Genomic DNA, 16,027 nt, shown 5'->3' on the forward strand with positions numbered 1-16,027 from the left:
TAAAATATAAAACTAATGATAACAAATAAATTAATTGCCATAGTAATGGCATTCATGGTAACACTATCATTTTCTTCTTGTGAAGATTGGATAGATGTAAACGAAAATCCGAATTCGCCAACAAAAGTTCCAACGAAAAGTCTAGTTCCTGCTGCACAAGTAAGGTTTACTACACTGGTAGGAGGTTCTATGAATAGACGTGGTATGTTTTGGACTCAAGCAATTGCGCCTAGCTACAGTCAGTATTTCAAAGAAGATCGCTATCAATTTTTGCCTACTGATGGAGATGCAATATGGGGTGACTTCTATGAAGGTGCTTTAATAGACATAGAAACTGTCATAAAAAATGGAGAAGCTGAAGAACGTCCTAATTATGTAGCTATGGGTAAAATCCTTAAAGCTCATGTATTTAGTGTAATCACAGATTCTTGGGGAGATATTCCTTTTTCAGATGCTGTAAAAGGAGGAGAAGTATTAGCTCCTACTTATGATGCTCAAGAAACTATTTATCCAGCAATTATCGCATTATTAGATGAAGGTCTTTCAGGTTTGCAAGAAGGTGGAGAAACATTTGGAAGCTCAGATTTGTATTATGGAGGAGATATTGAACTATGGAGAAAATATGCCAATAGTTTAAAACTTCGTTTATATATGAGAATGACTGAGGTGAATGAAGCAACTGCCAAACAAGGATTAAGTGCTATAATTAATAGTCCAATGATTTCATCAAATGAGGAAAGTCTAAAATTAGATTATAGCTCTAGTCCTACTAACGAAAATCCTCTTTGGGGATGGCATGCAAGTGGTTCAAGAAGAGGTGATTTTTCAGCAAGTACCACTATAGTAAATTTACTTAATTCTCTCAATGACCCAAGGTTAACCGCTTATTTTCAGCCTAACACAGAAGATGGGTTTACTGAAATAAAAGGAACTCCTAATGGAAATGATGTATTGTACCCTGATGGCTATTCTATTATGAATTCTAAATTAATAGACGATCCAACAGCTCCAGTATATTTATTAACTTATGCAGAAGTTGAGTTTTTGAAAGCAGAAGCTGCACAACGTTTTGGTATAGGTACAGATGCTCAAGCTCATTATGAAAATGGTGTAAGAGCTGCTTTTGCACAATATGATGTAAGTGGCTCAGATGATTATTTGAGTAGTTCTGCTAATTTTGCAAGTGCAAGCGATAAACTTACAGCTATTTATCAACAAAAATATCTAGCTTTATTTAATCAAGGAGTAGAACTTTGGGCAGAATGGAGAAGGACTGGATATCCAAATATTACTCCTGTATCAAATGGTTTTATAGGAGGTATTCCTTTACGTTATCCTTATCCACAGTCTGAACTAGATAGAAACCCTACCAATGTTCCTAACATAGCAGATGTATTAACTCCTGTATGGTGGGACAAATAGTAGAATTATTATAAACACATAATAATGTTATAAAAAAAGAGATTCATCAAAATGATGAGTCTCTTTTTTTATGTTACTAGAAAACATTATATTATTCACGCAGAAATCTGTAATCATAGCAGTTTAACTGCAAGTTTTATAATCATTTTTTTTTTAATATAAAAATCACTACTAAAATCATATTTTAAATTAGCCATAATAATTAGTAAATTATTAGCATTTATTTTGGATTATTAAGAGATATAACATACTTTTATGAAAAGATATAAAATTGAATTTAAAGATTTAATCATTTTTTTATTTGGGTTATATATTTAACTAACTAAATAATTGTTTGAGAAATAACAAAAAAACATTTTTATATTTTTTTTTCTTTTAAAGAAAAGTCAGTTTTGAATATATTTAATTTTAACATTTTTTAGTAAAATTGTACTGTAGTAACATTATTTCTATATTATACTTCACAATTTTTATAAAAAATAATTACAAAAAATTTAATTCTGATCAATTGTTTATTCAAACTAACATTAACTAATCTCATGAAGAGAAAATTATTACTAAGTGCGCTAATGAGTCTTATGCTGATCGGTTCAGCTTGGGCACAGCAAACAATTACTGGTACAGTAATAGACGCCGTTCAAGGTGGTTTACCTGGTGCAACTGTACAGGTAAAAGGAACAAATACAGGTACAACTACCGATTTAGAGGGTAAATACTCTATTACCGTACCTGCTGGAAGTGAAATACTTGTATTTCGTTTTGTAGGATATGCTACACAAGAAGTAGAAATAGCAGGTCGTACAAGTATTGATGTAACACTAGCTGAAGATTCACAATTGGAAACTGTTGTTGTTACTGGATTTGGAGTCTCTAGAGAAAAGCAATCTTTAGGTTATGCAACTCAAGAAATAAAAGGAGATGATCTTACTCAAGCTAGAGAAATGAACGTAGTAAACTCTCTGAATGGAAAAATTGCTGGTGTTCAAATCACTGGCTCTAATTCTATTGGTGGTTCTTCTCGTGTTGTTATTAGAGGTAATAGCTCTATCACAGGTGAAAATCAACCTCTATTTGTTGTAGATGGTGTACCTATTGATAATTCAAATTTTACAACTACTGACCAAGCTCGTGGTGGTGGAGGTATTGATTACGGTAATGCTGCTCAAGACATCAATCCAAATGACATTGAATCTGTAAATGTCTTGAAAGGTGCTGTTGCAAGTGCTTTATATGGTTCACGTGGACAAAATGGTGTTATTCTTATCACTACAAAAAAAGGTACAAAACGTAAAGGAATTGGTGTAACTTTTAATAGTGGAATTCAATTTCAAAATGTATATATATTACCAGATTATCAAAACAAATATGGAGCAGCTATATTAACTGATGCAGATGGAAATCCTGTAACAGATGAGAATGGAAATACTATTCTTAATTACGGATTAGATGGTAGTTGGGGTGCGCCTTTAGATGGGTCTATTATGGCTCGTCATTGGGATAGTTTTAATCCTGAAGATACAGAGAACTTTGGTAAGGCACGTCCTTTAGTAGCGAGTCCTGATAATGTAAGAAACTTTTTTGAAACAGGAAGTATGTTTAGTAACAGTTTAGCTCTTTCTGGAGGTAACGAAACAGCTACTTTTAGATTGTCTTATACAAATGTGGATCAGCAAGGAACTTATCCTGGTTCAGAAATTAAACGTAATACACTTAGTTTCAATGGTAGCTCAAAACTATCTGATAAGTTGAGTACTAGTGTAGGTTTCAACTATGTAAATCAACAAGGAAAAGGACGTCCTCAAACGGGATATGGTGCAGGTATTATGTCTATGTTTAATCAGTGGTATCAACGTCAATTAGATACCGAACGTTTACGTAACAACTATATAGCTAGTGATGGTTCTCAAATTACTTGGAATAGAAAGAGTGCAAATAATCCTGCTGCTAATTATTTTGATAATGCATTTTGGACAATTGATCAGAATTATTCAGAAGACCAAAGAGATAGAATTTATGGTAATGCTACTCTAACTTATCAGATTTTGCCTTGGTTAAGTGCTACTGGACGTGGCTTGGTTGATACATATACTGACCGTAGAGAAGAAAGAATAGCAATAGGTTCTGTAGATATTCCTCTTTACAGAGAAGATGTACGTACGGTTACAGATAATAACTTTGATTTCATTCTTAATGCTAATCGTAACTTAACAGAATCATTGAGTTTAGTTGCTATGCTTGGAGCTAATAGACGTTTCAGAGCTTATAATCGTAATTTTGCAGGTACACAAGATGGTTTGAATGTTCCTAATTATTTCAATATAGGTAACTCTGCAGGTACTCCAGAGGTTATAGATTTCAGTAGTGAAAAAATAGTAAACTCTATTTTTGCTAGTGCTTCATTTGGTTATCAATCTACTTTCTACTTAGATGTTACAGGTAGAAATGACTGGTCTTCGACTCTTCCAAGTGGCAATAACTCTTATTTCTATCCTTCAGTTACAGGTAGTTTTATTTTCTCTGAAAAACTTGAAGCTGACTGGCTTACTTTCGGAAAAATTCGTGCTGGTTATGGTCAAGTAGGTAATGATACAGATCCATATCGTATTGCAACGACTTATGAAGTAGAACAAAACTTTGGTAGTAATGGTAACATGACGGTTCCTAACGCAAGAAATAATCCTAACTTGCTTCCAGAGAAAACTAATTCTTGGGAAATTGGAACAGAAGTTAGTCTTTTCAAAAATAGAGTTAGTCTTGACGTAACTTACTACAACTCTACAACAGAAGACCAAATCTTTGGAGTTCCTGTTTCTCCAACTACTGGTTATACTACTACTGTTATTAATGCTGGTTCTGTATCAAATAAAGGTATAGAAGCAATGTTAAACTTAAAAGTATTGCGTCTTCCTTCTGGTTTTACTTGGGATGCAACTATTAACTGGGCGAGAAATAGAAATAAAGTTGTTGAATTAACTGAAGGAGTAAGTACACTTCGTTTGGCTAGTCTTTTTGGAGTATTCTTAGAAGCTCGTGAGGGAGAAGCTTATGGAGTATTTGTAGGTCCTACAATAGCAAAGCATACAGATGGTAGCTATATTGTAGGTACAAACGGACGTTATGTTTTAGAACCTACTTTAGGTGTAGGTCCTTCAATTATGGCTGATTGGACAGGTGGTATCAATAATACTTTCAACTATAAAAACTTTATGTTAAGTGTATTAATTGATGGACAAATGGGTGGTAGTATATATTCTTTAACTAATATGTGGGGACATTATAGTGGCGTTTTGGAAGAAACAGCAGAAGGCTCTATGCGTGAAGATGGTGTCATTATTGATGCTGTAGTTCAAACAGGAGTTAATGAGGATGGATATCCTATTTCTGATGGTAGCCAAAATGCAACAGTAGTTGATGCAGTTACTTGGGGACAAGATTATTATCGTGCAAGTTCTTCTCTAAATGTTTTTGATGCTAGTTACGTCAAACTTCGTGAGATTCAATTTGGTTATACTTTTCCTAAAACATTAACTAGCAAAACTCCATTCCAGAGAGCTTCTTTATCATTCGTTGCTAGAAATGTAGCCATTTTATTCCGTAATACACCACATATTGATCCTCAAGATGGTGTAAGTGCAGGTAATGTTCAAGGTTTTGAAGGTGGACAGCTTCCAGGCGAACGTAGTTGGGGATTCAACTTAAGTCTTTCTTTCTAAACTATTCTCTGTTCTAATTATAAAATTTACACTCAAGATGATAAAAATAATAAAAAAATATAAACATACTTTAGTAGCAGCTTCTTTAGCAACTTTTATGTTTGGTTGTAACCCACCAGAAGACACTAATGTAGATCCTAACGAACCTAGTAAAGCATCTACTTCTTTCTTGCTTACATCAGCAGAAAAAGTGTTAGTGGATAATATTTGGGATGAATGGGCAAATGGAAGAAGAGGAATGCAACTTTCTCAGTATTGGGCATCTAATCAATATTCTTCTGAAAGTCGTTATGCATTTCGTACCGCACAAACCAATACCTTATGGTCTCTCTATTATGCAGGTGTAATAACTGATTTAAATGAAATCATTCGTTTGAATACAGAGAGTCCTGAGGACTATGAAGGATTTGGAGCTCCTGAAAATCAAATTGCAGTAGCGAAGATTTTGCGTGCCTATATGTATCAAGTGATTACGGATACATGGGGAGCAGCTCCTTATTCTCAAGCGGGAAATCCTGATGAGTTTTTATATCCAAAATATGATTCGCAAGAAGAAATATATACTGGTATTATAAACGAACTTAATGAAGCAATAGCAGCTATTAATCCAAGTGGTACTGCAGTAGCAGGTGATGCTATATATAATGGTGATATGAATAAGTGGCGTTTATTCGGTAATTCTTTGAAATTAAGAGTAGGAATGAGAATTGCTGATGTATCTCCATCATTATCTCAACAAACAGTTTCGTCAGCAGTATCTGCTGGTGTATTTCAAAGTAGTGCTGATAATGCTTTATTTAATTATCTTTCAGCAGCTCCTAATAATAATCCTTTAAATCAAGATCGTAAAACTCGTGCAGATTTTGCCATGAGTAACGTCTTCGTAAATGAATTATTAGAACTAAATGATCCAAGAATTGCTTTTTATGGTGCACCAACAGTATCAAGCTCTCCTAGTGATCCTCTTAATGTACAATACGTAGGAGAAGTATATGGATTAACAGAGAATGATGCAGCAAATACTGCTGATGAAGGTATTTCACAACCATCTCAGTTAGTTTTACAACCAACATCTCCAGGAATACTTATGACTTATGCAGAAGTACAGTTCTTATTAGCAGAAGGCGTTGAAAGAGGGTTTGTTTCGGCAGGTTCAGCAGCAGAATACTATAACCAAGGTATTACAGCATCTATGAATTATTGGAGTGGTGGTAGCTTATCAGATTCAGATATAGCTGCTTACATTGCTCAGCCAACTGTTAATTACTCAGCATTGAAAGCTAGTGGTGAAGAGTGGAATGTAATCATAGGACAACAAAAGTGGATAGCTCTTTATATGCAGGGGCTAGAGGCATGGGCTGAATATCGTCGTCTTGACTTTGGTATTCTTCAAGAGCCTGCTGCTGGTGCATTAGAAGGAAATGGAGAAATTCCTACTCGCATCCCTTATCCTCTTAATGAGCAATCTTCAAATAAAGCAAATTATACTCAAGCTGTATCTAGTCAAGGAGCAGATGTATTGAATACAAAGTTGTGGTGGGATACTAAATAATTGAACTCTCATTAAACAATAAACTTAAAAGAGGTTGTCCGAAAAGGTCAACCTCTTTTTTTGAGGTAAAGCTATTATCAAGCTATGCTGGAAAGTTAAAATTCTAATACAATAATATTTTTAAAATAAATTTGCAAATTCAAAAATAAATTGTAATTTTGCACTTCATTAAAGGCAACTAATAATATACGAGTGTAGCTCAGTTGGCAGAGCAGCGGTCTCCAAAACCGCAGGTCGTGGGTTCGAGCCCCTCCGCTCGTGCAAATAATATGTAATTTGATTTAGTATAAATTGATTGATTTTTTCTAAATATTTACAATATAGTGAGTTTGATAGCACGTTTTTAATGAACGTAAAATCTATCAAACTCACTTTTTTTAGAGTTTTTTTTGCTCTAATAGAATTTATTCTAAGAAAAAAGTCTAAAGACTAACTTACCGATAAGACAAATTAAATTCAGTATGAAAAAAGTAATCGAATTTTTGCAAGAATCTCGTGATGAGATGACCGAACATGTAACTTGGTCTTCATTCAAAAGTCTTCAACAGACTTCTGTAGTTGTACTTGTTGCATCACTTATCTTTGCACTTATCGTTTTTGCAATGGATCAAGCCTTCCAATTTGGTTTAGGTGAGATTTATAACTCATTCCAATAAAAAGGAATTACACTTCAAAAAAATACCAACAATTTACAACTCACTCCTAAAAAATTATGGGCGAACTCAAATGGTACATTTTGCGTGTTGTTTCTGGAAAAGAACGCAGCGTGAAAGAATATCTTGAAAAAGATATAGTTATCAATAATCTACAAGAATATTTTGGTCAAATCATCAACCCTACTGAAAAAGTATTCCAAATTCGTAAAGCGAAAGATGGAAAAACAAAAAAAGTAGCTGTTGAACGTAATTATTTACCTGGTTATGTCCTTGTACACGTAGATTTAGACTCGCCAAATAGTGGAGAACTTATTCACCAATTGATCAATCTTCCAAGTGTTATTGGATTTTTAAGAGTAGACGGACAACCTCTAACTGATAAGCCTCTTCCAATGAGAGATTCAGAAGTAGCTCGCATCTTAGGAAAAGTAGAAGCTGCAGATCAAGATGAAGTAAAAGATGATACTCAATTTATGGTAGGGGAATCTATTAAAGTAATGGAAGGTCCTTTTGCTGGTTTTAATGGAACTATTGAGGAACATCAAGAAGAAAAGAAAAAACTGAGTGTAATTGTTAAGATTTTCGGAAGAAGTACGCCAGTAGAACTAAACTATTCTCAAGTACAAAAAGAAGAGTAGTTCTGTAATAAAAGAAAAAATCATTTTGAATAAATGGAAAGTAATTATTCAAAATTCTTAAAAATATAAATCTATAAACTAAGAGCTACAACTTACTTATAGATTTGTCTCCAAAAAATTTAGTAGTTAAAATTATAGTTTTTAGATATGAAGCTTCCACGATTATCTCCCAAACTTTTAACAAACTAAATTATCAGTATTGTAGCATTTGTTAGTAATCTGTAAAGTAGTTACTTGAAGTTATTTAAGATGGCTAGTTTATTTTAAATAATTCAATAATTACATCACAACAACCGTTTCACAATCATGGCAAAGGAAATAAGTGCTAAACTTAAAGTCATAGTAAAAGGTGGTCAAGCTAATCCTGCTCCTCCAGTAGGTCCTGCTCTTGGTGCAAAAGGTGTCAATATTATGGAATTTTGTAAGCGTTTCAATGCGCTGACTCAAGACCGTATGGGACAAACTTTGCCAGTAGAGATTACAGTTTTTGGCGATCGTTCTTTTGACTTTATCATCAAAACTCCTCCTGCTGCGGCTCTCTTAATTGAGGCTTCAAAAGTGAAAAAAGGATCAGGCGTTCCAAATCGTGAAAAAGTAGGTAAAGTAACTTGGGATCAAATCCAAACTATTGCCGAAACGAAAATGCCAGACTTAAATGCCTTTACTGTACATTCTGCTATGAAAATGGTAGCTGGTACGGCTAGAAGTATGGGTCTGAACGTTACTGGAAAAGCTCCTTGGGAAACTGCTGAATAATTAAAATTTTAATTACAAAGTAGTAGAGGAAAAGAATATTTTTATTCACAAAATTAAACGTAGGAGATTAATTAAATTTGATCGTTTGACTACAATAATGTTATGGCAAAATTAACTAAAAAACGTAAGGAAGCTCTTGCAAAATACGATGCACAAGCAGAGTATGTCTTAGACAAAGCAACTGAATTAGTAAAGGAAATTAACCTTGCTAAATTTGATGCTTCTGTTGATATTGATGTACGTCTAGGTGTAGATCCACGTAAAGCAGACCAAATGGTTCGTGGTGTGGTTACTCTTCCTCACGGAACAGGTAAGCAGGTACGTGTACTTGCTCTTGTTACTCCAGACAAAGAAGCCGAAGCCAAAGAAGCAGGTGCTGACATGGTAGGTTTAGACGATTATATCGCTAAAATTGAAGGTGGCTGGACAGATATGGATGTTATTATTACAATGCCAACTGTAATGGCGAAAGTTGGTCGTTTGGGTAGAGTATTAGGTCCTCGTGGGCTTATGCCAAACCCGAAAGCTGGTACTGTTACAATGGACGTAGCTAAAGCTGTTACGGACGTAAAGGCTGGTAAAATTGACTTCCGTGTTGATAAAACGGGTATTATTCATGCAAGTATTGGTAAATCTTCTTTTACAGCGCAACAACTTAAAGAAAATGCAAGTGAATTACTCACTACGCTTATTCGTTTGAAGCCTGCAACTGCAAAAGGTACTTATATGAAAAGTGTCCACCTTTCGACAACAATGAGTCCATCTGTAAAGATTGACAAATCGTCTATCAAAGGTCTATAATTTATTCCACCACAAAACTCAATAATACTATGAATCGTGATCAAAAAACACAAGTAGTTAAGGATTTGGTGGAGAAGTTTTCTAATTCAGCGAATTTCTATGTAACTGATTCTTCTGGAATGAGTGTTGCTCAAACAAATGCACTTCGCCGTGCTTGTTTTGAGAAAGGCATAGAATACCGTGTAGCTAAAAATACACTTATTCGTAAAGCATTAGAGCAAATTGAAGGAGACTTCGAACCATTAGTAGAAAAAGGAGCTTTAAGAGGCTTCTCTGCTATTATGTTCTCTCCTGAAACTGCAAAACTTCCAGCGCAAATCATTAAAGATTTCCGTAAAAAGAACAAATCAGATAAGCCTAAATTCAAAGCTGCATCAGTAGAAACAGCACTTTTCATTGGTGAAAACCAACTAGAAATGTTAAGTGAAATCAAATCTAAAGATGAAGTATTGGGCGAAGTTATTATGCTTCTTCAATCTCCTGCTCGTCGTCTTACTTCTGCTGTTATCAGTGGTGGTGGTCGTATTGCAGCGATGGTTAAAGGAATTGCTGAAAAAGGCGAGTAATAACTATCTATTTGTAGAAATTTTACTTTATGAAATCTCTATAAAAAGACAATTATAATAATAATCAAAGTTAGTAGTTGTATAATTATTTATACAAAATGGCAACTAGGGAAGAAACTACTTCAATACTCTGATTATTTATTCAAAATACTGCTTCCAAGTTGTATTTCTTTTTTAACCGAATAAATTAAGTCTGTGATTTTATTCAAATCAAAACTTCTTTATTCAACCTTTTTACATACAGTAAGTCTTTATTTTTCGAAGACTTATTTATTTACGAACCTCAATTAAATAGATACTATAATGGCAGATTTGAAAGCAATCGCAGAACAACTTGTTGGTCTTACAGTAAAAGAAGCTAACGAGCTTGCAGACATTTTGAAAGACGAGTATGGCATAGAGCCTGCTGGTGGTGGTGCTGTAATGATGGCAACTCCTGGTGCTACTGCTGAAGAAGCAGAAGAGCAAACAGAATTTGACGTAATTTTGAAAGCTGCTGGTGGATCTAAATTAGCAGTTGTAAAATTAGTTCGTGAACTTACAGGTCTTGGCTTGAAAGAAGCGAAAGAATTAGTTGATACTGCTCCTAAAGCAGTTAAAGAAGGCGCATCTAAAGCTGAAGCTGATGATATGTCTAAAAGACTTCAAGAAGCTGGTGCTGAAGTAGAAGTTAAGTAATCTAAACTTTACAAACTTTAGCTTAACAATATAGCTTTTTGTTTCTAACTAAAAACCTAAGAATTCTATTTATTAGAAATTCTTAGGTTTTTTTGTGGAAAAAATCATTTACAGAATGATATACAATAGAAAAAAGAGTATTTTTGAACTTTCTAAAGAATTAAACAAAAAATTAAAACGGTGAACTCCAATAATGAAATACTTTGAATCGAAACACACTTGGCTGCTTTATATATTGGCTTTTTTCACAGTCTTAAATTTGTATGCTAATTATAAATATGATTTTGTATTAGAATTAGCGTCTAAACCATTTCTTATTCCTATTTTAGGAATTTATTTTTATCTCAATACTAAAGAAGTAAATAAATCCTTTAAGAAAAGCCTTATCAATTTTATTATGATAGCACTTTTTTTGGCTTGGTTAGGTGATGTTTTGTTGCTCTTTCAATCCTACAATCCATTATTTTTCATGCTTGGTTTGGGCAGTTTTTTGGTTTCTCACATCTTGTATATTCTTACTTTCAAAAAATCATTGCAAAATAAAGAATTAGGTGCAACCAAAACATTACTTATTCGTGCTATTCCTTTTGTTGGAACAGCTATTTTGATGCTTACATTTTTATACAAGTGGTTAGATACTGTTATGTTGGTGGCTGTTCCTCTATATGTTTTAGTTATTGTAACGATGGCTTTTATGGCAATGGAACGTACAGGAAAGGTTTTGAAAGCAAGTGCTGAATATGTTTTTTTCGGTGCATTTTTATTTATGGTTTCAGATTCGTTACTTGCAATAGATATTTTTGTCAAAAACTTTACTATTCCTTATGCACCTGTTTTTGTAATGTTTACTTATGTGGCAGCACAAACATTGATTGTTTATGGAATGATGATTCAGATAAAATCTAGTTTAAATTAATTTAACACTTCAACCGTCGTTGAGGTCTGAACCGTCAACGAGGATTATGGAGCAAACACAAATAAGAAACTTATGTATAATTTACTCAAAGGAAAAGTAGGTATTATTTCAGGAGCTTTAGACGAAAATTCTATTGCATGGAAAATTGCAGAAACAGCACATGCAGAAGGCGCAAAGTTTGTCTTAACCAACGCTCCTGTTGCGCTTAGAATGGGAACAATTCAAGAACTAGCTGATAAATGTAATACAATTGTTATTCCTGCTGATGCTACTTCGATAGCAGACTGGGAAAATTTGTACGAAAAAGCTACTGAACATTTGGGAGGAAAACTTGATTTTGCATTGCATTCTATCGGAATGAGTCCAAATGTTCGTAAGAAAAAAGATTATGGCGATTTGAATCACGCTTGGACATTACAAGCAATTGATATTTCAGGACTTTCTTTCCATAAAATGCTACAAGTAGCTGAAAAAATGGATGTTTTGAATGATGAAGCTTCTATTGTTGCTCTTACTTATATTGCTGCACAAAGAACGTTTCCTGATTATAGTGATATGGCACATGCAAAGGCAGTTTTAGAATCTATTGCTCGTAGTTATGGCTACCGTTTGGGTAAATCTAAAAAAGTAAGAGTAAACACAGTTTCACAATCTCCAACTGCAACAACAGCAGGAACTGGGGTAGGTGGTTTTGATGCTTTTATGAGTTATGCTGATAAAATGTCTCCTTTAGGCAATGCTTCTGCTCAAGAGTGTGCTGATTTTGTAATTTCTCTTTTCTCAGATTTTACTAAAAAAGTAACGATGCAAAACCTTTTCCATGATGGAGGTTTTTCTGCAATGGGAGTTTCAGAAGAAGTAATGGAAATGTTTGGAGTAGAAAAGTAAAACCAATCAAGTTCTATATTAATAAAAAAAGGTAATCGAAATTCTTATTATTTCAATTACCTTTTTTCTGCTATCTAATTCAAATTTTGACATCCAAACAGACTAGGAAGTCTGTTATACACAACTTAAGTTATTTCCAAAGGATTAGAAATTCCAAGACATGCTCAAAGTAGGCACAGGAGTTGGATTTAATAAGTTTGTACGAACAGATTTAAAACCCAAATTAGAAGGCATAAAATCATTTTTTGCAATTACAGGTTTTGAAAACTTGCGTACATTTTTATTGTGATAGCGAACTGCCTTTTGAGCAGAGTTATTGCCCCCTCTATAAAACAAATACCCTACTCCGTAAAGCATAGCTCCAGCTCCTAACGAGATAAGTTTTGTTTTAACAAGATTCCTTCCTTCCCCATCTTCTATTCCCGTTTCACTCGGTAAGAAAATGGCTAACCCTATTCCAATAGTCCCAAGTGTAATGGAAGAATAACCCATTTTATACATAGTTAAACTATTTTGAAGCTGCTTAGCAGACTCTTCATTACCTACATATTTCATAAAGTTGATTGTTTCTTTAAAGGTCATGGCTTTCTTTTGTCTTTTTATATAAAAAAGTCGCTGACCTTTATCAAAAGAGATTTTCTGACCTAAAAATAACTCTTCTTCTTTATCCACTAACTCATATTTTTTACGTGAGATAGTAACGTAGTATTTTTTTGCATTACGTTTAGTAAAATCAATTCCTTCATAGCGACGCTCTTTGAAATAGTCTTGTGCTTGTGCAGTATTTGCCATAAAAAATAAAATAGCAAACACACTCAAAATAAATATATTTTTCATAAAATGTTTTTTTAAGAAATAAGTTTAAAAATGATTATCTTTTTTTACGTTTGATTTGGAAAAGGTGTGAACGAGTAATATCAGATAAGTTTTTCTTCTTGATAGAAGTATTAGACTTATTTCCTTGAATCATTTTCACTTCTCCTGTATTGATGTCATGCATAAGTGTAATATAAATAGATTCGTGTCTAGTAGCTTGACGGTAAACTACATAAGGAAGAACAGGAAGGAAAAAAACAGACATAAATACTGGGGCAGTTCTGAATTTCACTTTTGCATCTATTACAGCCATTCTAGTAAGATAAGGAGTATCATGCTTCTTTGATAAATCTTGTAAGGCATCATAGTTACTTGCAATCATATCTACATTAGACTCTCCCATTTCTTTATACCATGAGTTGATGATAGCCAAATCATTAAATTTTTCAGCGTCATTTTCTCCAAAAGCACTTGGGTTTAAAGAAACAATATCTAGTTTGAGATTTTCACTATTCTGCTCTAATTCTTGATTAAATACATTTTGCATACTGTCAGTAGTAAAAATATCTAATGGTTGTTTTTTACGAGTATCTAAACGGACATAAAATGGATTTACCATAATAATTTTATTAATTCCGAGTGCATAACCTTGAGTAAGATTATCACTCAATCGTTTGGCTTCCACATCAGACATTCCCTCTTCTCTTCTATTTTCATTTTTTTGATGCTCCAAATAAAGTCTGTCTCCTTGTTTGCGTAGCTCTTCAAATTCTGCATGAGCTTGAACTTTTTGCCAAGCTGGGTACATCAAATCTTCTGTATAATTGATTTGATTTTTCTTTTTGCCTACTGTTTTTCCTTTACTAAAATCATCGTAATGTAATTTCATATCCATCAAAAGGCTAGGAATTGCATTTTTGAGATAAGCCTCACTAGGATATTTATCCAGCATTTCAAAACAATGTGCTAAAGCCAAAACAGTAAGCTGATAATCATCAAGTTCTTCTAAAGCAAAATACCAATTTCTACCCTTCCAATCCATTCGGCTATAGAGTTGATCTAAATAGATACGAGCTTTTGCATTATCGTATTTTGCAATTCCATATAAAGCCTTTGTAAGCGACATCTGAACATATTTACTATCTCCATATTGTTCTTGAAGTAATAAAGTATGATACAGCGCATCTATGTATTTTGCATCAGAAAGATATAATTGACAAAGCTCAAAACGAGCTATTTTCTGTACAAGTTCAAATTTTTCTTTAGAAATCACGTATTCTTTTCCTCCATTTGTCGTTCCACTTTCGTTCATTCTTTTCATCGCTAATTCCTGTCTTTCGGCTGCGCTTGGGTGCGTACTCAATGCTAAAAGTTCTTCTAATTCTGCTGAGTCCAATTCTTCACGCTCTACAATATGAACTGTATCTATATAGTATGTACTATCAGGAAGTTCAATGTAAGAATTATTTAAGAATTTACTTTCAAAAACTAATGTGTCAAATGGCTGACGAGTGTTTTGAAGCATATCAAATGTTTTTGCTGCTGCCAAAAGGTCATATTCTGTGTTTTTGAAAAGCTCCCAACCATACGTATCAGCCTCTATTTCGTGTTCTTTTGAATAATTACTTTGTGCAAGTCTTTTGGCATAAAGCTCATCTGATTTGTTATCAAAACGAAAGGCATTTTTCTTTTTCTTGCTATTGACTTCTTTCCCAAAAAGAAATTGATTGATACTATGCTGTTTTACATAATGTGTAATTTCGTGAGCTAAAATATAAGCTAATTGAGCCTCATTTTCAGCACGAGCCACTAAGCCTAAATTAATAAAAATCGCTCCATCAGGATTTGCAAAAGCATTTGGAACAGGCGATTTTACAACGTAAAAACGAACTTTATTGCGTAACTCGTCATCATCTTTCAATAATTTAGAAGCAATTTCATTTAAATATTCACTTACTTCATCTCCAAAAAGCACATTTCCACTCCACAATAATTGCTTGAGAGAAAAGCTACTTTGAAGGTTAAATTGATCAATATTTTTAGCTGTTTTTTTATCTATATTTTCTCCAATAGCCTGATTTTTGGCTACATAACGTTCACTTACAGAGAGTAGAAAATCTTGAGGAACAGTTCCTTTGGATTGTAAGGGTTGATATTCTTCAAAATTTATACTTGCAGAATCATTTTGAGAATAAGAATAGTTGGTAGCTGTTATAAAACAAGCAAGCAAAATGCCTACAAATAATATTTTATCAAAACAATATTTGCAGAAAGTAGAGTAACTCATTAGTAAATTTTTAGATGTAATATTGAGGTTAATAAATACAAATGCAAAGGTAATCAGTATTGTTTAAATAATCTTAAAAAAAATATAAAGTAACATTACTTTTTTTAGAAAAAAAATATATAATTGAATTTTATTACTGCAAAATTAAATTATTCTAAGAGTTTTTAATTCATTAAAATTTTGTTGTCCTATCAGATAAAAACTAGCCTTTCTAATGAAAATAATTTATGTCTATCAATTCTTATTTTTGGATAAAAAAGTGTACTTTTGCGCCATTGATTTTTTCTTGTAATTGAATATTAGAAGAAAAATCACAAAAATATTTTTTACTTAAAATT

Annotated in this window: 13 protein-coding genes and 1 tRNA gene; 12 read left to right on the top strand and 2 right to left on the bottom strand. The window is 33.3% G+C overall.

Annotated elements, in window-relative coordinates:
• Positions 1-15: 15 nt before the first annotated feature.
• From V9L05_RS11485 to V9L05_RS11540, 12 genes are all read left to right on the top strand, one after another.
• The gene (locus V9L05_RS11485; protein WP_338793112.1) at positions 16-1,422 is read left to right on the top strand and encodes a SusD/RagB family nutrient-binding outer membrane lipoprotein; all 1,407 of its coding nucleotides are present in this window, start codon (positions 16-18) and stop codon (positions 1,420-1,422) included.
• Positions 1,423-1,961: 539 nt separating this feature from the next.
• On the top strand, positions 1,962-5,135 hold the full coding sequence (locus V9L05_RS11490; RefSeq protein ID WP_338812021.1) for a SusC/RagA family TonB-linked outer membrane protein: 3,174 nt from the start codon (positions 1,962-1,964) through the stop codon (positions 5,133-5,135).
• 37 nt (positions 5,136-5,172) lie between these two features.
• Entirely contained in the window at positions 5,173-6,687 is a 1,515-nt protein-coding gene (locus V9L05_RS11495) for a SusD/RagB family nutrient-binding outer membrane lipoprotein (RefSeq protein ID WP_338793110.1), read from the top strand.
• A 188-nt stretch (positions 6,688-6,875) separates the two neighbouring features.
• Positions 6,876-6,948 (top strand) — tRNA-Trp (locus V9L05_RS11500).
• Between the two features lie 200 nt (positions 6,949-7,148).
• Positions 7,149-7,343 (top strand): preprotein translocase subunit SecE, encoded by a 195-nt coding sequence (secE, locus tag V9L05_RS11505; RefSeq protein ID WP_338793109.1) that lies wholly within the window; start codon positions 7,149-7,151, stop codon positions 7,341-7,343.
• Positions 7,344-7,399: 56 nt separating this feature from the next.
• Positions 7,400-7,981, top strand: a complete 582-nt coding sequence (gene nusG, locus V9L05_RS11510; protein WP_338793108.1) for a transcription termination/antitermination protein NusG — start codon at positions 7,400-7,402, stop codon at positions 7,979-7,981.
• A 306-nt stretch (positions 7,982-8,287) separates the two neighbouring features.
• Entirely contained in the window at positions 8,288-8,737 is a 450-nt protein-coding gene (rplK, locus tag V9L05_RS11515; RefSeq protein WP_338761422.1) for a 50S ribosomal protein L11, read from the top strand.
• A gap of 102 nt (positions 8,738-8,839) precedes the next feature.
• A complete protein-coding gene (gene rplA / locus V9L05_RS11520) occupies positions 8,840-9,538 on the top strand; it encodes a 50S ribosomal protein L1 (RefSeq protein ID WP_338793107.1) in 699 nt (232 codons plus the stop codon).
• Between the two features lie 29 nt (positions 9,539-9,567).
• Positions 9,568-10,104, top strand: coding sequence for a 50S ribosomal protein L10 (gene rplJ / locus V9L05_RS11525; RefSeq protein WP_338793106.1), 537 nt, complete (start codon positions 9,568-9,570; stop codon positions 10,102-10,104).
• A gap of 303 nt (positions 10,105-10,407) precedes the next feature.
• The gene (gene rplL / locus V9L05_RS11530; RefSeq protein WP_338812022.1) at positions 10,408-10,782 is read left to right on the top strand and encodes a 50S ribosomal protein L7/L12; all 375 of its coding nucleotides are present in this window, start codon (positions 10,408-10,410) and stop codon (positions 10,780-10,782) included.
• Between the two features lie 193 nt (positions 10,783-10,975).
• A complete protein-coding gene (locus V9L05_RS11535) occupies positions 10,976-11,698 on the top strand; it encodes a lysoplasmalogenase (protein ID WP_338793104.1) in 723 nt (240 codons plus the stop codon).
• A 72-nt stretch (positions 11,699-11,770) separates the two neighbouring features.
• Positions 11,771-12,586 carry an SDR family oxidoreductase gene (locus V9L05_RS11540; RefSeq protein WP_338793103.1) on the top strand — a complete coding sequence of 272 codons (816 nt, stop codon included), beginning with the start codon at positions 11,771-11,773 and terminating at the stop codon, positions 12,584-12,586.
• Between the two features lie 144 nt (positions 12,587-12,730).
• On the opposite strand, the gene V9L05_RS11545 is transcribed toward V9L05_RS11540, so the two are convergent.
• Positions 12,731-13,423, bottom strand: coding sequence for a hypothetical protein (locus V9L05_RS11545; RefSeq protein WP_338812023.1), 693 nt, complete (start codon positions 13,421-13,423; stop codon positions 12,731-12,733).
• 34 nt (positions 13,424-13,457) lie between these two features.
• Positions 13,458-15,689 carry a M48 family metallopeptidase gene (locus V9L05_RS11550; RefSeq protein ID WP_338812024.1) on the bottom strand — a complete coding sequence of 744 codons (2,232 nt, stop codon included), beginning with the start codon at positions 15,687-15,689 and terminating at the stop codon, positions 13,458-13,460.
• Positions 15,690-16,027: the final 338 nt, after the last annotated feature.

Origin of the sequence: Bernardetia sp. Wsw4-3y2, from assembly GCF_037126295.1 — a bacterium.
Taxonomy (GTDB): domain Bacteria; phylum Bacteroidota; class Bacteroidia; order Cytophagales; family Bernardetiaceae; genus Bernardetia.